Here is an 18,105-nt window from a genome sequence, read left to right on the forward strand (position 1 = left end):
GTCCCATAACAAGCAGCCCAACAGCGCTTCCGGCAATGCTCGAAACCACTGCATTGGCCAAAAGATCGGAATCGATCTTCGGAGAGCACGATGCAGCGGAGTTAAATGGTAGAGCATCGTTTGTGCGTCCGATTGGACGCACGGCGCTCTGCAGGAGCAGGAAATTATGGCCGATCTGATCGTCGTCTACTGGCGCGACATCCCCGCCCAGGTCATCGTCAAGAAGGGCCGGCAGAACGCCAAGCGCGAACTGCCGCTGCGCTTCACCGAGGCGATCGACATGTGCGCCATGCGCACCGGCGCTGGCGGCACCGACGACTATCTTGCCGAATGGCGCAAGGCAGAACCCCTCCCGGTCAGTGACGATCTTGAAGCCGAGGCCGAGAAGGCTCTTCAGGAACTTGATGCGAAATACGACCGTGAGCGGCTGGTCGCTCTGGTCAAGGCGGGGGGCAAAGAAAATGTCTGATCCCCAATCAATGCCGGCGACGACGGCTCGAGCCGGCGTAACCCAGGCGACCATCGTCAAGAAGGCGGCGCCGAAATCCGACTACAAGCCGGCCGACGTGTCGCCGCAGCGGCGTGTGCAGCGCTCTTTCGCGGTGCGGCTTTGGTCTGTGCGGCATTCGCGGCTGCTCGAATGGTTCTACGGCAAATTCGCCGACATGTTCCTGCTCCTCCATCCGCTGTGGAAGGGCATCGGCTACAGCCGTGTCGAAGGGCCTGTGAAATTCGTCGAAAAGCGCGTCAAGGGATTCATGTTCGACTGCCGCATGTGCGGCCAGTGCATCCTTTCCTCGACCGGCATGTCGTGCCCAATGAACTGCCCCAAGCAATTGCGCAATGGCCCTTGCGGCGGTGTCCGCGCCAACGGCAATTGCGAGGTCGAGCCTGACATGCCTTGCGTCTGGGTCAAAGCCTGGGAAGGCTCGCGGAACATGGTGCATGGCGACAAGATTTTGGAAGTGCAGAAGCCGGTGGATCAGTCCTTGCGCGAAACTTCCGCCTGGCTGCGGGTCACCGCGCAGGCCGCGGCCGCCCGCAATGCGGCCCGGAATACTACGAAGACCGGAGCATCGGCATGATCGGCCGTCAGCCAGACGAGAATCCGGCCGGCATCCATTTGCCGCTCGATCCCCTGCCCGGCCACACCTCGCGTGGCCGGCTGGAACGCGTCCTCAGGCGCGGCGAGTTCGCAGTGACGACCGAGCTCAATCCGCCCGACAGCGCCGATCCGGAAGACGTCTACAACCGCGCCAGGATTTTCGACGGCTGGGTCGACGCCATCAATGCCGTCGACGCTTCCGGCGCCAACTGCCACATGTCGTCGGTCGGCATCTGCGCGCTGCTGACCCGCATGGGCTATGCCCCGATCATGCAGATCGCCTGCCGCGACCGGAACCGCATCGCCATCCAGGGCGACGTGCTTGGGGGTGCTGCGATGGGCGTCGCCAACATGCTGTGCCTGACCGGCGACGGCGTGCAGGCCGGCGACCAGCCCGGCGCCAAGCCGGTGTTCGATCTCGACTGCATGTCGCTGCTCGAAACCTGCCGCGTTATGCGCGATAACGGCAAATTCCTGTCCGGCCGCAAACTCACGACCCCGCCGCAGCTTTTCCTTGGCGCGGCGATCAACCCGTTTGCGCCGCCGATCGATTTCCGGCCCTATCGGCTGGGCAAGAAGATCGCCGCCGGGGCACAGTTCGTGCAGAGCCAGTACTGCTTCGACGTACCGATGTTCCGCGCCTACATGCAGAAGATCCGCGATCTCGGCTATACCGAGAAATGTTTCATCCTGTGCGGCGTCGGGCCGCTGGCCTCGGCCAAGACGGCCAAATGGATCCGCTCCAACGTACCTGGCATTCACATTCCCGATCAGATCGTCAAGCGCCTGGAAGGCGCTCAGGATCAGAAGAAGGAAGGCAAGCAGCTCTGCATCGACATCATCAATGAGGTGAAGGAAATTCCCGGTGTGTCCGGCGTCCATGTGATGGCCTATCGCCAGGAAGAATACGTCGCTGAGATCGTCGACGAATCTGGCGTGCTGAAGGGTCGCCGGCCGTGGAAACGCGAAATCCGCCGCGACGACCAGCTCGTTGCCGACCGGCTCGACCACATACTGCATGACGACCTCACCGAAACCCAGGTCGACATGGTCAAGACCGCGCATTGACAGCGCGAATCGTCAGCATTCGCTTGATCAGAAACAGATAACGATATAAAGAACTCTTTATATCACGATGGAGAGATTTCATGACCCGCACCATCGTCGCCTCGGCGACACGAGAAATCATCATCGGCTTCGATCAGCCCTTCTGCGTGATCGGCGAGCGCATCAATCCGACCGGCCGCAAAAAGCTGGCCGCCGAAATGATCGCCGGCAATTTTGAGACCGTCATCAAGGATGCGCTGGAGCAGGCCGCCTGTGGGGCCACCATGCTCGACGTCAATGCCGGCGTCACTGCAGTCGATCCCAACGCCACCGAGCCGGCGCTGCTGGTGCAGACGCTGGAGATCGTGCAAGGCCTGGTCGACCTGCCGTTGTCGATCGACTCCTCCGTGACTGCGGCAATCGAAGCGGCGCTGAAGGTCGCCAAAGGCCGGCCGCTGGTCAATTCCGTCACCGGCGAGGAGGAAAAGCTCGAAGCCATCCTGCCGTTGATCAAGAAATACAACGTTCCCGTCGTCGCCATTTCCAACGACGAGACCGGTATTTCGATGGACCCCGATGTGCGCTTCGCCGTCGCCAAGAAGATCGTTCAGCGCTGTGCCGACTTCGGCATTCCGGCGCATGATGTGGTCGTCGACCCGCTGGTCATGCCGATCGGCGCGCTGGGCGATGCCGGCCGCCAGGTATTTGCCCTGCTACGCCGGCTGCGCGAGGAGCTCAAGGTCAACACCACCTGCGGCCTCTCCAACATCTCATTCGGCCTGCCGCACCGTCATGGCATCAACGCCGCCTTCATCCCGATGGTGATCGGCGCCGGCATGACCTCGGCGATCATGAACCCGGTGCGGCCGCAGGAAATGGAAGCGGTGCGTGGCGCCAACGTGCTGAACGGCACCGACGAGAACTGCACCAACTGGATCAGGACCTACAAGGACTACAAGCCTGCTGAGGGCGGCCAGGCCGTTGCCGCCCGGACGCAGGTCAACGCGCCGGGCGATGGCAATGGCAATGGCGGACGCAGGCGCGGCGGCCGTGAAGCGCGTATGGCCCGGGGTTGAGCCAGGTCTTGGCCGACACGATATGGGGCCTAGGACTGGGGAGGAACCGAGACATAGCGGCATCGCTGCCGTAGCCAAGACCCGAGCTGCGTAGAAAGTAAAGTCTGGAACGTATGAACTCTCCCGTCAACATCACCGATCCGCTCGTGCTGTTCATGCCGTCGGGCAAGCGCGGGCGGTTTCCGGTCGGCACGCCGGTTCTGGACGCCGCGCGCCAGCTTGGTGTCTACGTCGAGAGCGTGTGCGGCGGGCGTGCCACTTGCGGGCGTTGCCAGATCGAGGTGCAGGAAGGCAATTTCGCCAAGCACAAGATCGTTTCCTCCAACGATCACCTCTCGCCCAAGGGCGCCAAGGAAGAGCGCTACGAGCGCGTACGCGGCCTGCCCGAGCGCCGCCGGCTGTCCTGCTCGGCGCAGATTCTCGGCGATCTCGTCGTCGACGTGCCGCAGGACACCGTCATCAACGCGCAGACCATTCGCAAGGACGCCGACACCAGGGTCATCGCCCGCGATGCGGCAATCCGCATGTGCTATGTCGAGATCGAAGAACCCGACATGCACAAGCCGCTCGGCGACCTCGACCGTCTGAAGATCGCGCTGATGAAGGACTGGGGCCTCAAGAGCCTCGATTTCGATTTCCATCTGTTGCCGCAGGTGCAAGGCATTTTGCGCAAAGGCAACTGGACCGCGACCGCCGCCATCCACAAGGACACCGACAGCGAGACCGCACGGGTCATCGCTTTGTGGCCCGGCCTCAAGAACGAGGCGTACGGACTTGCCTGCGATATCGGCTCGACCACGATCGCCATGCATCTGGTGTCGTTGCTGTCGGGCCGCGTCGCCGCCTCGTCGGGCACATCCAATCCGCAGATCCGCTTCGGCGAGGATCTGATGAGCCGTGTCTCGTACGTGATGATGAACCCGGACGGCCGCGAAGGCATGACGGTCGCCGTGCGCGAGGCCATTTCGGGGCTTGTGGACAAGGTCTGCACCGAAGGCAACGTCCAACGCAACGACATCCTGGATTCCGTGTTCGTCGGCAATCCGATCATGCATCATCTGTTCCTCGGCATCGATCCGACCGAGCTCGGCGGCGCCCCCTTCGCGCTAGCCGTCTCCGGCGCCGTGCACATCAAGGCATCGGATATCGGTTTGAAGCTCAACCAGGGCGCCAGGCTCTATATGCTTCCTTGCATTGCCGGCCACGTCGGCGCGGACGCTGCCGCAGTGACGCTGTCGGAAGGGCCGCACCGCCAGGACGAGATGATGCTGATCGTCGATGTCGGCACCAATGCCGAGATCGTGCTCGGCAATCGCCAGCGGGTCGTGGCGGCCTCATCGCCAACTGGCCCGGCCTTCGAAGGTGCGGAAATCTCCGGTGGCCAGCGCGCCGCACCGGGTGCCATCGAGCGCGTCCGCATCGATCCTGAAACGCTGGAACCGAAATACCGCGTCATCGGCTCGGAACTCTGGTCCGACGAGCCGGGCTTCCTCGACAGTGTGCAGGCGACCGGCGTCACCGGTATTTGCGGCTCCGGCATCATCGAGGTGGTCGCCGAGATGTATCTCGCCGGCATCATCTCCGAGGACGGCGTCGTCGATGGATCGCTGAGCGGCCACTCGCCCCGCGTCGTCGCCAATGGCCGCACCTTCTCCTATGTGCTGAAGGAAGGCGAGCCCAAGATCACCATCACCCAGACTGATGTGCGCGCTATCCAGCTTGCCAAGGCCGCCCTTTATGCCGGCACCAAGCTTTTGATGGAAAAACAGCACACCGATCATGTCGACCGCATCCACTTCGCCGGCGCATTCGGCTCGTTCATCGACCCGAAATACGCAATGGTGCTGGGCCTGATTCCGGATTGCGACCTCGACAAGGTCTCGGCCGTTGGCAATGCGGCCGGCGCCGGCGCCCGCATGGCGCTGTTGAACCGTGGCTATCGCCGCGAGATCGAGGAAACCGTTAGCAAGATCGAGAAGATCGAGACGGCGCTGGAGCCGAAATTCCAGGAACATTTCGTTTATGCCATGGCGCTCCCGAACAAGATCGACCCGTTTCCCAAGCTGTCGGCGGCGGTGAAACTGCCGCCGCGCAAGACGGTGAGCGAAGACGGCATTGCCGGCGACGCTGCCCCGCGGCGGCGTTCGCGCGAAGGCCATGCCGCGCGGCGCGGGCGGGGATGACTCGCCTCCGCCAGGCTGTCAGAACTTCCATTTTCATTTGTATGCAAATGTTTCCAGATCGCGCCGATCTGGAAACGAAATCGCGTTTTCGTGAAATCCGCCAGATACATAGGCGGAGCATTTAACCGGCATCGAACGGCCGGCGGAAACAGTTTTCGGCCACCGCAACGCTCCAAGGAGATCAAGATGTCGATGTTCGAAAGCTTCGGCCGCTATGGTGCGGCCTTCAAGAAAACACGCGAAGCGCGCAAGTCGCTGCGCATCCTCAACAGCTTGCCGCCTGAGATCCAAAAGGACATTGGCTGGCCGGTGTCGCCGCGTTCGAGCGAAAGGCAGCTTGCGGTCGGATGGGGCACGCAGCGCGGATGAAATTCATCGACAAATGCAAGCTGCTCGGTATTCGCCGGAGCCGCAATGCGGCTCCGGCTGCACCCAGCAATTGGCTGCGCGCCGCGTTGCTGCCGCGGCGTTGAGCTGCACCGGTAGGCCAGAGACTTCATGGCCGGACGCTTTGTCGACAGCTGGGATCAAACGACCGTATTGAGATTGCATCAATCTTGACTTTTTTGGTGGCGACACAATCTTCGAAATAGTCGGGGGTTCTCTTAGTCGGCTCAGCCGAAGTCCGTGTATCTGCATGCCCAGTCTCAAAAGCCACGTCGTGTCGTTCGTCCTCAGGTACAGCCGCAAGAAGGCGTTTTCCAGCCCCGAGAACCTGCAGCGCTGGATCGCCTATGCGCGCAAGACGGAAAACCATCAGCCGCCTGCGTCGCTGTGGTCACGCCTGGAGATCACAACCCGCACGATCAACGGCTTTCCCGTCTACGAGATCGCTCCCCAGGCTGGTGAGCGGAGGCGGATTCTCTACCTGCACGGCGGCGCTTACGTCTTTGAAATCACACCCTATCATTGGCGGCTGATCGCCGACATGGCCGACCGCCTCGGGTTCGGTATCACCGTGCCGATCTATCCCATTGCTCCCGAACACGATTTTCACGCCATGTTCGGCATGGTCGGCGCCGTCTACCGCCAGATGTTCGGCGAAACCAGGGCGAATGATATCATCTTCATGGGCGATTCCGCCGGCGGAAACATGGCCGTCGTGCTGACCATGATGGCTGCGCAAGACGGCCTGCCCTTGCCATCACGCCACGTGCTGATTTCGCCCGGTCTCGACGTGTCGCTCGCCAACCCAGAAATGTATGAGGCCGAACGCAACGATCCGTGGCTGGGCATTGCCGGCGGCCGCGAGGCGATCCGGCTTTACAGCGCCGGCATAGATCCCACCGACTGGCGCATCAGCCCGGTTTACGGCGACCTGTCGGTGCTGCCCAAAACGCTGCTGCTGACCGGTTCACGCGATCTGCTCACCCCCGACAATCTGATTTTCGCGGAAAAGGCACGCGCGGCCGGCGTCGAAATTGAGGTCGTCCACGAGCAAGGCATGTTCCATGTCTGGCCGTTGATCGACATGCCGGAGGCGCGTCGCGCGCGGGACAGCATAGTGGCCTTCTTGACCAACGAAACTGACAGTTATCATGCCAAGGCAGGAGAGTTGTCGCTGCAAAGGGCAGACCGCGACGGAACGCCTCGCGATCTGGTTGCGCCGCTCAGGTCGTAGTTTGGCTCAGAACTTCCCAGTTTCCCTGAACATCTCAAACGTCGCGCGGATATGGTCGGCGACTGCCTTCACTGGAGCGCTGGCGTCCGGCGTCACCACCATGGCCAGATTGTAGGTGCCGATGTCAGGCATGCCGTCCTTCGGGCACAGCTCGACCATATCGCTGCCGAGGAAGGATTTCGGCAGCGGCGCCACCGCAAGATCCGCCATGATCGCGGCGCGCTGGCCGGCCGTGTGTGCGCTCATATATGCGATACGGTAGTTGCGGCCCTCGCGCCCAAGCGCCTCCAATGCCCCTGCCCGCCAGGCACAGCCCTCTTCCCACAATGAGACCGGCAGCGGCTCACGCAGATGCGCGCAACCGCCCTTGGCACCGGCCCAGACGATCGGCTCTGTGAGCAGCACTTCGGCGCCGATCGCGCTGGTCTTGTAGGAGTTGGTGAGCAGCGTGATGTCGAGCGCCCGGTCGTCCATGCGCCGGCGCAGATTGACGCTCTGGTCGATGGTGACGTCGACCGCGATCGATGGATGCGATTGTGCGAACCGCTTCAGCACATGCGGCAGCACACGTTCGCCGTAATCGTCCGGCGAGCCGAGCCGCACCACCCCGACAATGTCTGGAATGATGAACTTCGACACCACCTCGCGATTGATCGACAGCAGCCGGCGCGCATAGCCGAGCAGCATCTCGCCATCGGTGGTCAGCGTCACCGAACGGGCGTCGCGCGCGAACACCGAGCGGCCGAGAATGTCCTCCAGCTTCTTGATCTGCATCGAGACGGCCGACGGCGTGCGGAAGACCGCATTGGCCGCAGTGGTGAAGCTGCCGGTCTCGGCGATTGCGACGAAAGTGCGCAGAACATCGAGATCGAGCAGCGGCAGCGGATGATTGAGTGGGGCGTTCATGGCAACCGGCCTTCAATTTTTCTGATGCAAACCATCATTCCATTTCGTTTGATTGAACATCAGTTTGGGAGGATAGTCAACTCGGTTGGAGGCAGGACTCATCGAAGTGGTCCCGAAACAACCATGACACGGACCTGCAATCGACACGAAATGAAGCTGAAACAAAGCCGGTGTACCGCCTGACGCTGCAAGCGCCGGGACGACCCGGCCCAACGCGAAGGAGAATGAGATGTCTATCCTGTCATCCATCGGTCGGATCGCGACCGAATTCAGCGAGGCCCGTGCCCGCTACCAGACGGAACGCGCCATCCGCGCGCTGCCGATTGAACTGCAGAAGGATATCGGCTGGCCCGAAGCTGCCGATGCCAAGGCCGGCACTCGCCATGGTGTGGGATCCTGGGCTGGAGCAAAGTAAACCGTGTGTATCAACAGCTGAAGGCCTGCCGCGCAGATCAGCCCGGCAGGCCTTTTTGTTTGTACTCCAATGATTTTCCCGAGCCATGTCGCCGTCGCATGCCGCATATGAGCAAGTCGCATAGCAGCCCGCACTGGCAATCAACACATTGTAAATAATCGAAAATCCTGGGCAGAATGCCCAAATTTGTCGCATTCCGTGTCGCTTTTCATATCAAGTGCTTCGCTTTTGCGATTTAGTTTCCCCTCACGTAAGCCTATATCATCATCAACAAACGAGCTGCCCCACTCCATCAAGCGAAGGCGACCCGTCTGAGCAACCGAATGGAGATGATCATGAAGCTTTTTGCCCGCCTCTTTGCCCGTCGCGAAATGAACCTGACGACCGCGCTCGAGCGCCAGCGCCTGGCCAACACCATGCCTGGCCAGACCGGTGCCATGGCTGCCGCGCGCCTCGGCTTCGTCGCCTGAGACGCGGCAATCCCGGCGGAAGCAGCCTTGCGCTGCTTCGAAGTCGATCCAGCGCCGCTTCGGTTTTGCCGAGGCGGCGTTTTTCGTGTGCGCAGACTGCGTAGGCTCGTTTGGTCGATCCGGCGGCATGTCGCGTCCTTCGCCGCATAGCGATCGCCCATTTGCGACCCGTGTCGCAAATAAAGTCGCTCCGTTGCCATCTAGCCAATTGACAGGAAACGTCTTTCCTGATGTCGCTGTGCTAATCGCGACATCCTGTTCGCGCCATTGCAGCGTGAGGATCTACCCGTGAACGTCGTAAAGCACCCGATCCGGCGATCGTTCGTATTCTTCCTGGTCCCCGATTTCACCATGATCGCCTTCGCGACGGCGCTCGACCCGTTGCGTTCGGCCAACCGCATGCTCGGCTATGAAGCCTATCGCTGGCGGCTCGCCAGCATCGACGGCAAGCCGGTGCGCGCCTCGAACGGCGTCGAATGCGCCGTCAACACCTCGCTGGAGGAAGAGCGCAAGAAAATGTCCGGACCGGACCGGCCGAACATGGCCATCGTCTGCAGCGGCATCAATGTCGAGCGCTACCAGAACAAATCGGCCTTTGCCTGGTTGCGCGAGGAGTACAATCGCGGCGTTGCCGTCGGCGGCCTGTGCACTGGCGCGCATATCCTGGCCGCCGCAGGCCTGCTGTCCAACAAGCGCTGCGCCATCCATTGGGAGAACCTGCCGGGCTTTTCCGAGGCGTTCCCCAAGGCCAATGTCTTCGCCGACCTCTTCGAGATCGACCAGAACATCTACACCTGCGCCGGCGGCACCGCCGCGCTCGATATGATGCTGAAGCTGATCGGCGACGATTTCGACGAAAGCCTCGTCAACCGCGTCTGCGAGCAGGTGCTGACTGATCGCGTGCGCAGCCCGACCGACCGCCAGCGCCTGCCGCTGCGCGCCCGCCTTGGCGTGCAGAATTCCAAGGTTCTGGCCATTATCGAGCTGATGGAAGCCAATCTCTCCGAGCCGCTCTCGCTGATCGAGGTCGCTGATCATGTCGACCTGTCGCGCCGGCAGATTGAGCGCCTGTTCCGCACCGAGATGGGGCGCTCCCCTGCCCGTTACTATCTGGAGATCCGCCTCGACCGCGCCCGGCACCTGCTGATCCAGTCGTCGTTGCCGGTGGTCGAAGTGGCGGTCGCCTGCGGCTTTGTTTCCGCCTCGCATTTCTCCAAATGCTATCGCGAGTTGTACGCCCGCTCGCCGCAACAGGAACGCGTCGACCGCAAGCAGCTTCTGGCGGCTTGATCTGGCAAATCAGCAGAGGACCGGCGAAGTGTGATATTCCGCATCGAGAGATGTCGCATGACCACGAGTTCGAGCCTATCCGAAAAACCGGCCGACCCGCACAGCTTCCGCCTCGATGCAGAAAAATGGGCCGCGTTCATGGCGGCAATGGACGCCCCTACGCGCGACCTTCCACGCCTAAAGCGCCTGTTGAGCGAACCGAGCATCTTTTCCGGTCGCGGTCGAGTGTAGGTTGCGGCGACTATACCTGCGCCGTGCGCATAGCCTCGACGCGGATGTCTTCCGTCAGCCGCGCTTTCAGCGCCGAAAATTCCGGGCTGGTCTTCAGCGTGTAGTGGCGCGGATGCGGCAGGTCGACGGCAACGTCCGATTTGATGCGGCCCGGCCGTGCCGTCATCACGACCACGCGCGACGCCATGAAGATCGCCTCCTCGATGTCGTGGGTGACGAACAGCACCGTTTTTTGCCGGCGCTCCCAGATGCCGAGAAGCAGTTCCTGCATCAGCCCGCGGGTCTGGTTGTCAAGCGCGCCGAACGGCTCGTCGAGCAGCAGGATCTCCGGATCGTTGGCCAGTGCCCGGGCAATCGCGGTGCGCTGCTGCATGCCGCCGGAAAGCTGCTTCGGCCAATGGTTTTCAAAACCTCTCAGCCCGACGAGATCGACGTAAGAAGCGACGATCTCGCTGCGCTCGTGCTCGGCCATTCCACGTTCGCGCAGGCCGAAGGCGATGTTCTCGGCGACCGTCAGCCACGGAAACAGCGTATAGGACTGGAAAACCATGCCGCGGTCTGGACCGGGCCGGTCCACCACCCTGCCGTCGAGCAGAACACGTCCCCCACTCGGCGCTTCGAGGCCGGCGACGATCCTGAGCAGTGTCGACTTTCCACAGCCGGATGGCCCCAGGATGGTGATGAAGTCGTTGGCGGCGACCGCCAGATCGATCGGCATCAGCGCCTTGACCGGCTGCCCACCGCCGACACCGGCGAAGGTGCGCGAGACGCCTTCGATGAGCAGCTTGCTCACGCCAGGCTCCATGGAAACAGCCAACGGTTGAGCGCCTTGAAGGCGAAATCGGACAACAGCCCGATCAGGCCGATGACGATGATGCCGAAGATGATCTGCCCTGTCGCCAGCCGCGACTGGCTGTTGATGATCATGTAGCCGATGCCCGACGACGAGCCGATCAGCTCGGCGACGATGACATAGGTCCAGGCCCAGCCGAGCACCAGCCGCAGGGTCTCGGCAATCTCCGGCGCATTGGCCGGCATGATCACGCGCCGCACGATGCCGTTGTCGGACGAGCCAAGCGTGTAGGCCGCCTCGACCAGGTCGCGCCGTGTGCCGCCGACCTTGACCGCGATGATCAGGATGATCTGGAACACCGAGCCGACGAAGATCACCAGCAGTTTTTCGAGCTCGCCAACGCCCGCCCACAGGATGAGCAGCGGGATGAAGGCCGATGCCGGCAGATAGCGGGCGAAGGAGACGAACGGCTCCAGGAACGCCTCCACGGGCTTCCAGGCACCCATCAAGATGCCGAGCGGCACGGCAACGATGGCCGCCATCAGGAACCCGCCGAAGACGCGCCAGATGGTGATAAGGATGTCGAGCCAGAAGCGGTCCTCGACCAGCAGCCGCCAGCCGTCTCTCACCATCGACAGCGGATCGGCAAGGAAAATGCGATTGACGTGGCCGCCAAGCGTGATCCATGCCCAGAACGCCACGAACAGCACGAAGAACGAAATGCCGAGCACGGTTCGAATGCCCGGCGAGACCGGATGCAAGGGGCGCGGCATCTTCGACCGTCCTCTGATCTGAATGAAAAAGCGGCGGCGCACGCGCCGCCGCCGGGCGACAATCCTGGCGGTTAGTCGGCGACGGCGCTGGTGTCGGCCAACGTCGAGACGTCAGGCGCTTCCTTGATCAAACCCATCTGCAGCAGAAGCTCGCCAGCGGTCTTGGAAAAGTCCTGGAATTCCTTGGTGAAGAACTGCTTGTTTTCAGCCTTGTCGGCCCATTTCAGGTATTTGGCCGACTCTTCGAATTCCTTGGCCGACTGCTTCACGTCGGCACCCATCGTCTCATAGGATTTCGCCGGATCGCTCTTGATCAGGTCGAGTGCCTCGAAATAGCTGTCGGCAAGCGCCTTGCCCGCATCCGGATTGGCCTTGAGGAACTCCGGCGTGCAGCCGACCGTATCGAGCACCATCGGATAGTCGAGAGTGGTGACAAGGATATGGCCCTGGTCGGACTTTTCGCGCACCGCCGAGATGAACGGCTCATAAGTGACCGCCGCATCGTTCTGGCCGGCGAGAAACGCCTGCGCCGCCGCATCCGGCTCCAGGTTGACGACCGTCACGTCCTTGGTCGACATGCCGTTCTTGTTGAGCACCCAGGCCAGCATGAAATAGGGCGAGGTGCCTGGCGCCGAAGACGCAACCGACTTACCTTTGAGATCGGCGACGGTCTTTATGTCGTTGCGGGCGACGATGCCGTCGGCGCCGTAGGATTTGTCGAGCTGGAATATCTGCTTGGTCGTCACGCCATTGGCGTTCCAGACCAGCCAGGTCTCGACCGTGGTGGCGGCGCATTGCAGGTCGCCGCTGGCGATGGCGAGCGGCCGGCTGGCTTGCGGCACCTTCTTCAAGGTGACGTCGAGGCCGTGCTTTTCGAAGATGCCGGCCTGCTTGGCGAGCGTCAGCGGCGCAAAGCCGGTCCATCCACTGATGCCGATGCTGACCGATGTGGCGGCCATCGCCGGCGCGGACAATCCGATGGCAAGCGTCAAGCTTGCGGCAAGAATTCCGATCCTGTTCATGTCGGTTCCCCTTTTATGTGTTCGGATGCGGAATTGTGTCACAGACGCCCTCAGGCTTGTCAATGAAGCAGATGCTGCACTGCGGTATGTCACCATCGACAGCAAACTCCGCCATCAGCGGCTGTTGTACATCCAGCTGCGGTCGCGCCACATTTTTTCGCCAACCAGGCAGTCGGTGACGGGGATGTCCTGTGCCAGCACCAATGGCGGATGCGCCGCCCCTTCCGCCGCTCGCTGCGGCGAGGCCGGACCGGCAAGCTCCAGCACCAGCTTGCGGCGGATGGCCGCCGGAAACTGCGTCCAGTCATTGACCGGGATCATGAAGGAGCCCGGCCCGCCGATGACGCAGTCGCTGTAGTAGCGGTCGAGATTGTTGACATCGTAAGCGCTGCTGAACCCGCCCCTGGTCATCAGCGGCAGGCCGTTGATGGTGATGCCTTGCTTGATCACAGCGTCGCGGGTGATATCGACAGGTGCGCCCTGGTTGTTGGGGCCGTCACCCGAAATGTCGATCACCCGCTTGACGCCCTGGAAGCCGCTTTCAGCAAAGAGATCGCTGGCGAATTCCAGCGCGCCGGAGATCGAGGTGCGCCTGGCACTGGCCGGCGGATGAGCGGAAAGCTGCGCTGCCAGCCGCTCGGCGTCGGCACGATTGGCGATCACCGTCCACGGCACCACGACCTGCTGCCAGGTCGCGCCAGCCCATTCGACATAGGTGACGGCAATCTTGCCATGAGCGCCTTCGCCGATTGCCTGCAGGACATCGTTATGCGTCAGCGCCGCCGCGTAGCCATGACGCTGGATTTCGAGCTCGTCCGGCGACATGGACAGCGAAACGTCGACTGCCAGCACCAGTTCGACGTCGACCGGCTCGGCGGCGCGGGAGTTTGCAGTCAGCCATAGCACCGACGCCAGCGCGGCGGCACCCGAGACGAGATGTCTTGCACGGGCAAAACCAGACATGCCGCACGGTAAGCGAAAATCGCCGATCGACAAAGAGAAAAGCCCGGTGAAGAGCCGGGCTCATCCGGTCACATTCTTGCGAACCGCCGGAAAGCGAATTTCATTTGTAGATGCGGTGCCCGCCCCGTCCCCGCCACTCCACGGCCTTCTCGACATCCGTCTCGGAGAATGGGTCCGGCTTCGGTTTTCTAGCACCGACTCCGCGCGCTGCCCTCCAGTTCGGCTTGAATGACGGCGGAAGCCACAACAGAATACCTGCAACCGCGGCAGGCAAGATGATCGCAAAACGCAGAATTGAAAGTACGATGCCGCACATGCCGACGATCTGCGCGGCCCGGCGGACGCCGAAGCGTCTCAGGAACAAATGTCTTGCAATCACGCCGCCATCCAGATCGTAGGCGGGCAGGATGTTGAGAATGATAAGTGAAACGTTCAATAATGCGCCAATCCAAAGCGTCCATTCCAGAGGACCGGCCGACCTTGACGGCAGCCACCCGAATGGCCTTTCGGGCGCAACTGGGATGAGTTCTCCAAAAACCAGATAATAGGCCGCATCGAAAAACGCGGCGAGCGCGACGTTCGCCAGGGGACCCGCTATCGCAATCCGCGCCCAGGCAGGCGATGGCGCTGCGGCGCGTTTGAAACGCGTGAGCCCGCCGAAGAGATATAGTTCTATCCTGTCGGTGGCGACGCCTTGTCGGCGTCCGATCCAGGCGTGTGCCAGTTCGTGCAGAAATATCGACGCAAACAGAAGCGCTGCAAAGATAGAGGTATGGATCAGCGCATCCTTGGGTCGGCTCGCCCACTCGTTCAGGAAGGGCAGCACAATGGGAATTGCGAAGGTCCAGCTGACGCGAACCGGGATATTCCGGTTCAGCTGAAACACAAGCGCATCGTTTTTTCTGTCCCAGCCGATCCGCCGCAAAGGCACCCCCCAATCGCAGCGCGACGGTAAGCGAGAATCATCGCTCCACAAAGCGAAAAGCCCGACGATGAATCGGGCTTCTGCATTCAGGTCCTGCCGGCACTGCTCGGCTTGCCTGTGTGGAGAATCGGCAGGCAAGCAACGCTTAGCTGCGAGGATTGAGGTTCTCCGGGTCGTAGAGCGGCCTGTAGCCGACGGCGGCCACTTCGACCGGGTACTTCTCGCCGAAATATTCGACGCTCAGCTTGCGGCCCTCCTGGCAATACGCCCAGGGCAGGTAGGCGAGCGCGATGTTCTTGCCGAGGGTCGGACCATAGGCCACCGAAGTCGTGAAGGAGCGGCGGCCGAGCTCGTCGACGAGCGTCTCACCGGTTTGCGGGTCCATCACCGGCATCGTGCCGACCGGATAGCGGGGAACGCCATTGGAATCGGCATTGTCCGTCATGATAAGCGTGCAAAGCATGGCCGGCTGATGCACCCGGGCGCGATATTCCAGATGCTTTGCCTTGCCGCAGAAATCGGCCTCCTTGACTTTCGGACGGGCAAGGTCGGCTTCCAGCAGATTGTATTCGGTCAACAGGTCCGCATTCTGCAGGCGCAGGCTCTTCTCCATGCGGCGGCTGTTGGCATAGGTCTCGACGCCAAAGGCCATCACGCCGGTCGACCGCAGCGCGTCCCAGACAGCCAGACCGTCCTCGTAGCGCATATGTAGTTCCCAGCCTTGCTCGCCGACATAGGAGATGCGGAAGGCGGTCACGTCCTTGCCGGCGATCCTGACGGGCTTGATCGCGGCAAAGGGAAAATTCTCCGGCGTCAGCCCGTCGGGGTTTTCCACGCACTTGCTCAATGTCGCCCGCGCGTTCGGACCCCAGATGCCGACGGTCACATATCTCTCGGTCACATCGGTGACGCTAACGTCGAAGCCTTTGTCCTCTGCCGTCCGGCGCATGTACTGGAAGTCGCGCGGCCCGGCATCGGCGCCGTCGATGACGCGGCAGCGGCCGGCCATGCGGATGACGGTCAGGTCGGCGCGCACCATGCCTTCCTCGTCGAGGAAATGGGTATAGATGCCCTTGCCGATATTGCCGTCACCGCCGATTTTTGCCGCGCACAGCCATTCCATCAGCGCGACATGGTCCGGGCCTTCCACGTCGTACATGGCGAAATGCGACAGGTTGACGATGCCGCAATCCTCGCTCATCGCGAGATGCTCGGCGTTCGAGACGCGCCAGAAGTGGCGGTTATCCCATTCGTTTTGGCGCACCGGCACCCGGTTGCCGTATTTCTCGAGCAGATGCTCGTTGGCGGCGTAGCCATGGGCGCGCTCCCAGCCGCCGAGTTCCATGAAATAGCCGCCGAGTTCCTTCTCGCGCTCCCAGAAGGGCGAGCGGCGGACATTGCGAGCCTTGGAGAAGGGCTCGCGTGGATGGACCGCTGGGTTGTAGACCTTCATAGCGGTTTCGGTGCAGCGATCCCAGATGAACTGTTCTTTCGTCTGGTGCGGATAGAAACGCGAATAGTCGATGGCGTGGTGGTCGATCGCCGTGCGGCCGTCCGTCATCCAGTCGGCGATGAGCTTGCCCATGCCGGGGCCGTCCTTGACCCAAATCGCCACCGCATACCAGAGGCCCCTGACCTTCTGGCTTTCGCCCATCGAGGGGCCGCCGTCCGCCGTCACCTGCAATAGGCCGTTGAAGGAATGGCTCTCATTGTAGCCCAGCTCGCCCAGGATCGGCGTCAGTTCCATGGCGCGCTCGAGCGGCGCCAGGATCTGCTCCATGTCGAGATCGCGTTGCGACGGCGAAAGCCGCGCCTCGTTTTTCTCGAGAATATCGCGCGGATGGCAAAGGCGCGGATTGGTCTCTTCGTAATAACCCCATTCGATCTGCCCGCCTTCAGCGGTCTTGGGGTCGCCGGTATCGCGCATGTAAGCCGAGTTGCCCTGGTCGCGCAGCAGCGGCCAGCCGATCTCCTTGCCGGTGCCGGCGAACTCGGTGTACGGCCCGAAGAAGGTAAGCGGATGGTCGATCGGCATGACCGGCAGGTCCTCGCCCGCCATTTCCGCGATCAGCGGTCCCCAGATGCCGGTGCAGACCACGACATAGTCGGCCTCGATGGTGCCGCGGTCGGTCACCACGCCCTTGATGCGGCCGTTCTCGATGACGAGCGACCTGGCCGACGTATTGGCAAACGCCCTGAGTTTGCCGGAAGCTTCCGCCTGATCGACAAGCTTGCCGGCGACGGTCTGCGAGCGCGGGATGACGAGGCCGGCGTCGGGATCCCACAGGCCGCCCTGTACCATCTGTTCTTCGATCAGCGGGAATTTTTCCTTGATCTCGGCGGGATCGATCAGGCGGGCGCGTGTGCCGAAGGCCTTCGCCGAGGCGATCTTGCGCTTGATCTCCGCCATGCGGGCGCCGTCGCCGACGCGGGCGACCTCGAGGCCGCCGATGCGCGCGTAGTGACCCATCTTTTCGTAGAAATCGATGGAATAGAGCGTCGTCCAGCACGACAGGAAATCATGGCTGGTCGTGTAGCAGAAGTCGGAGGCATGCGCCGTCGAGCCGATATCCGTCGGGATGCCCGATTTGTCGATGCCGACAATATCGTCCCATCCGCGCTCGATCAGGTGATGGGCGACCGATGCGCCGACGATGCCGCCCAGCCCGACGATGACGACCTTCGCCTTTTCCGGAAACCCTGCCATTGCCCGCGACTCCAAGATGCTATTGCGAGCAGACTATAGGGCGGCGCGGCGCCGCGCTTGCAGCCTGTTTGCGACATCGCCAAAAAAGCCCGCGCCACCAGCCCGTCGAATGCAGTTAGACCTACGCCTTCGCCCTGCTCGGTACGAAGACGCTGCTAGAGCCCGTCCTGCGCAGCTTCGAAGAAAAATGCATACCTTCATCGCCGATTACCGGAAGCAAATAAAAGGCCGGGTGTTTGCCCGGCCTTCAAAAATCATGGCGTCGACTTTACTTGATGCGCGCGACGCCGCCCGAGATCTCGATCGTCTCCGAACCGGTCAGCGCCTCGAGGTCGCCATTCGGCAAGGTAACAAAACAGCCGCTCGGGCAAAATTCCACGGTTTCGCCAGCGGCCAGCGCCAGCTCGGTCTTGCCGCCGCCTTCCGTCACGATCAGCGTGCGGGTCTCGGCGTCCTTGTTAACCGCGCTGGCGGCATGGGCCGAGCCGCCCACGGCCAGAAAAGCGACGGCGGCGACGAGAGACTTCCACATTTTGCAGTATCGGTGTTGCCACCGCCTCTGTTGCATTTCGCAAGGC

The 18,105-nt window shown here is 62.0% G+C and carries 19 protein-coding genes; 10 read left to right on the forward strand and 9 right to left on the reverse strand.

The genetic code is table 11. The features are described from left to right. Positions 1 to 166 precede the first annotated feature (166 nt). From NKI08_RS02160 to NKI08_RS02190, 7 genes are all read left to right on the forward strand, one after another. Positions 167 to 469 carry a virulence factor gene (locus NKI08_RS02160; protein WP_352452105.1) on the forward strand — a complete coding sequence of 101 codons (303 nt, stop codon included), beginning with the start codon at positions 167 to 169 and terminating at the stop codon, positions 467 to 469. Next, the gene (locus NKI08_RS02165) at positions 462 to 1,085 is read left to right on the forward strand and encodes a methylenetetrahydrofolate reductase C-terminal domain-containing protein (protein ID WP_352766913.1); all 624 of its coding nucleotides are present in this window, start codon (positions 462 to 464) and stop codon (positions 1,083 to 1,085) included. The genes NKI08_RS02160 and NKI08_RS02165 overlap by 8 nt, the downstream gene beginning before the upstream one ends. Further along, positions 1,082 to 2,173 (forward strand): methylenetetrahydrofolate reductase, encoded by a 1,092-nt coding sequence (locus NKI08_RS02170; protein ID WP_352766915.1) that lies wholly within the window; start codon positions 1,082 to 1,084, stop codon positions 2,171 to 2,173. The genes NKI08_RS02165 and NKI08_RS02170 overlap by 4 nt, the downstream gene beginning before the upstream one ends. An 80-nt stretch (positions 2,174 to 2,253) precedes the next feature. Next, positions 2,254 to 3,228 carry a methyltetrahydrofolate cobalamin methyltransferase gene (locus NKI08_RS02175; protein WP_023676516.1) on the forward strand — a complete coding sequence of 325 codons (975 nt, stop codon included), beginning with the start codon at positions 2,254 to 2,256 and terminating at the stop codon, positions 3,226 to 3,228. 113 nt (positions 3,229 to 3,341) lie between these two features. Further along, complete coding sequence (locus NKI08_RS02180) at positions 3,342 to 5,411, forward strand: ASKHA domain-containing protein (protein ID WP_023676517.1); 2,070 nt, start codon at positions 3,342 to 3,344, stop codon at positions 5,409 to 5,411. A 186-nt stretch (positions 5,412 to 5,597) separates the two neighbouring features. Next, positions 5,598 to 5,780, forward strand: coding sequence for a hypothetical protein (locus NKI08_RS02185; RefSeq protein ID WP_352500957.1), 183 nt, complete (start codon positions 5,598 to 5,600; stop codon positions 5,778 to 5,780). 268 nt (positions 5,781 to 6,048) lie between these two features. Then, positions 6,049 to 7,032 carry an alpha/beta hydrolase gene (locus NKI08_RS02190; RefSeq protein ID WP_352500958.1) on the forward strand — a complete coding sequence of 328 codons (984 nt, stop codon included), beginning with the start codon at positions 6,049 to 6,051 and terminating at the stop codon, positions 7,030 to 7,032. A 6-nt stretch (positions 7,033 to 7,038) separates the two neighbouring features. Here the strand turns inward: NKI08_RS02190 and NKI08_RS02195 are convergent, their stop codons facing one another. Then, positions 7,039 to 7,938, reverse strand: coding sequence for a LysR substrate-binding domain-containing protein (locus NKI08_RS02195; protein WP_023676521.1), 900 nt, complete (start codon positions 7,936 to 7,938; stop codon positions 7,039 to 7,041). A 229-nt stretch (positions 7,939 to 8,167) separates the two neighbouring features. On the opposite strand from NKI08_RS02195, the gene NKI08_RS02200 reads away from it, so the two are divergent. Beyond that, positions 8,168 to 8,353, forward strand: coding sequence for a hypothetical protein (locus NKI08_RS02200; RefSeq protein ID WP_352452109.1), 186 nt, complete (start codon positions 8,168 to 8,170; stop codon positions 8,351 to 8,353). A gap of 140 nt (positions 8,354 to 8,493) precedes the next feature. Here the strand turns inward: NKI08_RS02200 and NKI08_RS02205 are convergent, their stop codons facing one another. After that, positions 8,494 to 8,952 carry a hypothetical protein gene (locus NKI08_RS02205; protein WP_352501115.1) on the reverse strand — a complete coding sequence of 153 codons (459 nt, stop codon included), beginning with the start codon at positions 8,950 to 8,952 and terminating at the stop codon, positions 8,494 to 8,496. A gap of 222 nt (positions 8,953 to 9,174) precedes the next feature. On the opposite strand from NKI08_RS02205, the gene NKI08_RS02210 reads away from it, so the two are divergent. Further along, a complete protein-coding gene (locus NKI08_RS02210; protein ID WP_352501106.1) occupies positions 9,175 to 10,113 on the forward strand; it encodes a GlxA family transcriptional regulator in 939 nt (312 codons plus the stop codon). A gap of 57 nt (positions 10,114 to 10,170) precedes the next feature. Further along, positions 10,171 to 10,344 carry a type II toxin -antitoxin system TacA 1-like antitoxin gene (locus tag NKI08_RS02215; protein WP_352470283.1) on the forward strand — a complete coding sequence of 58 codons (174 nt, stop codon included), beginning with the start codon at positions 10,171 to 10,173 and terminating at the stop codon, positions 10,342 to 10,344. Between the two features lie 10 nt (positions 10,345 to 10,354). Here NKI08_RS02215 and NKI08_RS02220 read toward each other — a convergent pair whose 3' ends face one another. The 7 genes from NKI08_RS02220 to NKI08_RS02250 form a co-directional block, all read right to left on the reverse strand. Then, positions 10,355 to 11,137 (reverse strand): ABC transporter ATP-binding protein, encoded by a 783-nt coding sequence (locus tag NKI08_RS02220; RefSeq protein ID WP_352500960.1) that lies wholly within the window; start codon positions 11,135 to 11,137, stop codon positions 10,355 to 10,357. Then, positions 11,134 to 11,910, reverse strand: a complete 777-nt coding sequence (locus NKI08_RS02225; protein WP_352539653.1) for an ABC transporter permease — start codon at positions 11,908 to 11,910, stop codon at positions 11,134 to 11,136. The genes NKI08_RS02220 and NKI08_RS02225 overlap by 4 nt, the downstream gene beginning before the upstream one ends. 71 nt (positions 11,911 to 11,981) lie before the next feature. Then, on the reverse strand, positions 11,982 to 12,932 hold the full coding sequence (locus NKI08_RS02230) for an ABC transporter substrate-binding protein (RefSeq protein ID WP_352766919.1): 951 nt from the start codon (positions 12,930 to 12,932) through the stop codon (positions 11,982 to 11,984). 114 nt (positions 12,933 to 13,046) lie between these two features. Then, positions 13,047 to 13,895: a DUF1194 domain-containing protein gene (locus tag NKI08_RS02235; protein WP_352766921.1), complete on the reverse strand. Its 849-nt coding sequence runs from the start codon at positions 13,893 to 13,895 to the stop codon at positions 13,047 to 13,049. Positions 13,896 to 13,995: 100 nt separating this feature from the next. After that, positions 13,996 to 14,958 (reverse strand): site-2 protease family protein, encoded by a 963-nt coding sequence (locus NKI08_RS02240; protein ID WP_352766923.1) that lies wholly within the window; start codon positions 14,956 to 14,958, stop codon positions 13,996 to 13,998. Between the two features lie 7 nt (positions 14,959 to 14,965). After that, positions 14,966 to 17,527 (reverse strand): GcvT family protein, encoded by a 2,562-nt coding sequence (locus NKI08_RS02245; RefSeq protein ID WP_352766925.1) that lies wholly within the window; start codon positions 17,525 to 17,527, stop codon positions 14,966 to 14,968. 268 nt (positions 17,528 to 17,795) lie between these two features. After that, positions 17,796 to 18,059: a hypothetical protein gene (locus NKI08_RS02250; RefSeq protein ID WP_352452117.1), complete on the reverse strand. Its 264-nt coding sequence runs from the start codon at positions 18,057 to 18,059 to the stop codon at positions 17,796 to 17,798. Positions 18,060 to 18,105: the final 46 nt, after the last annotated feature.

This window comes from Mesorhizobium sp. M0768, assembly GCF_040320195.1.
Lineage (GTDB): Bacteria > Pseudomonadota > Alphaproteobacteria > Rhizobiales > Rhizobiaceae > Mesorhizobium.

Excerpts from the sequence above, each read along its gene's own strand:
- NKI08_RS02235 (WP_352766921.1), bottom strand. The coding sequence starts at position 13,895 with ATGTCTGGTTTTGCCCGTGCAAGACATCTCGTCTCGGGTGCCGCCGCG.
- NKI08_RS02215 (WP_352470283.1), top strand. The coding sequence starts at position 10,171 with ATGACCACGAGTTCGAGCCTATCCGAAAAACCGGCCGACCCGCACAGC.
- NKI08_RS02165 (WP_352766913.1), top strand. The coding sequence starts at position 462 with ATGTCTGATCCCCAATCAATGCCGGCGACGACGGCTCGAGCCGGCGTA.
- NKI08_RS02190 (WP_352500958.1), top strand. The coding sequence starts at position 6,049 with ATGCCCAGTCTCAAAAGCCACGTCGTGTCGTTCGTCCTCAGGTACAGC.
- NKI08_RS02205 (WP_352501115.1), bottom strand. The coding sequence starts at position 8,952 with ATGCCGCCGGATCGACCAAACGAGCCTACGCAGTCTGCGCACACGAAA.
- NKI08_RS02160 (WP_352452105.1), top strand. The coding sequence starts at position 167 with ATGGCCGATCTGATCGTCGTCTACTGGCGCGACATCCCCGCCCAGGTC.
- NKI08_RS02195 (WP_023676521.1), bottom strand. The coding sequence starts at position 7,938 with ATGAACGCCCCACTCAATCATCCGCTGCCGCTGCTCGATCTCGATGTT.
- NKI08_RS02210 (WP_352501106.1), top strand. The coding sequence starts at position 9,175 with ATGATCGCCTTCGCGACGGCGCTCGACCCGTTGCGTTCGGCCAACCGC.
- NKI08_RS02250 (WP_352452117.1), bottom strand. The coding sequence starts at position 18,059 with ATGTGGAAGTCTCTCGTCGCCGCCGTCGCTTTTCTGGCCGTGGGCGGC.
- NKI08_RS02175 (WP_023676516.1), top strand. The coding sequence starts at position 2,254 with ATGACCCGCACCATCGTCGCCTCGGCGACACGAGAAATCATCATCGGC.
- NKI08_RS02200 (WP_352452109.1), top strand. The coding sequence starts at position 8,168 with ATGTCTATCCTGTCATCCATCGGTCGGATCGCGACCGAATTCAGCGAG.
- NKI08_RS02245 (WP_352766925.1), bottom strand. The coding sequence starts at position 17,527 with ATGGCAGGGTTTCCGGAAAAGGCGAAGGTCGTCATCGTCGGGCTGGGC.
- NKI08_RS02225 (WP_352539653.1), bottom strand. The coding sequence starts at position 11,910 with ATGCCGCGCCCCTTGCATCCGGTCTCGCCGGGCATTCGAACCGTGCTC.
- NKI08_RS02170 (WP_352766915.1), top strand. The coding sequence starts at position 1,082 with ATGATCGGCCGTCAGCCAGACGAGAATCCGGCCGGCATCCATTTGCCG.
- NKI08_RS02185 (WP_352500957.1), top strand. The coding sequence starts at position 5,598 with ATGTCGATGTTCGAAAGCTTCGGCCGCTATGGTGCGGCCTTCAAGAAA.
- NKI08_RS02230 (WP_352766919.1), bottom strand. The coding sequence starts at position 12,932 with ATGAACAGGATCGGAATTCTTGCCGCAAGCTTGACGCTTGCCATCGGA.
- NKI08_RS02180 (WP_023676517.1), top strand. The coding sequence starts at position 3,342 with ATGAACTCTCCCGTCAACATCACCGATCCGCTCGTGCTGTTCATGCCG.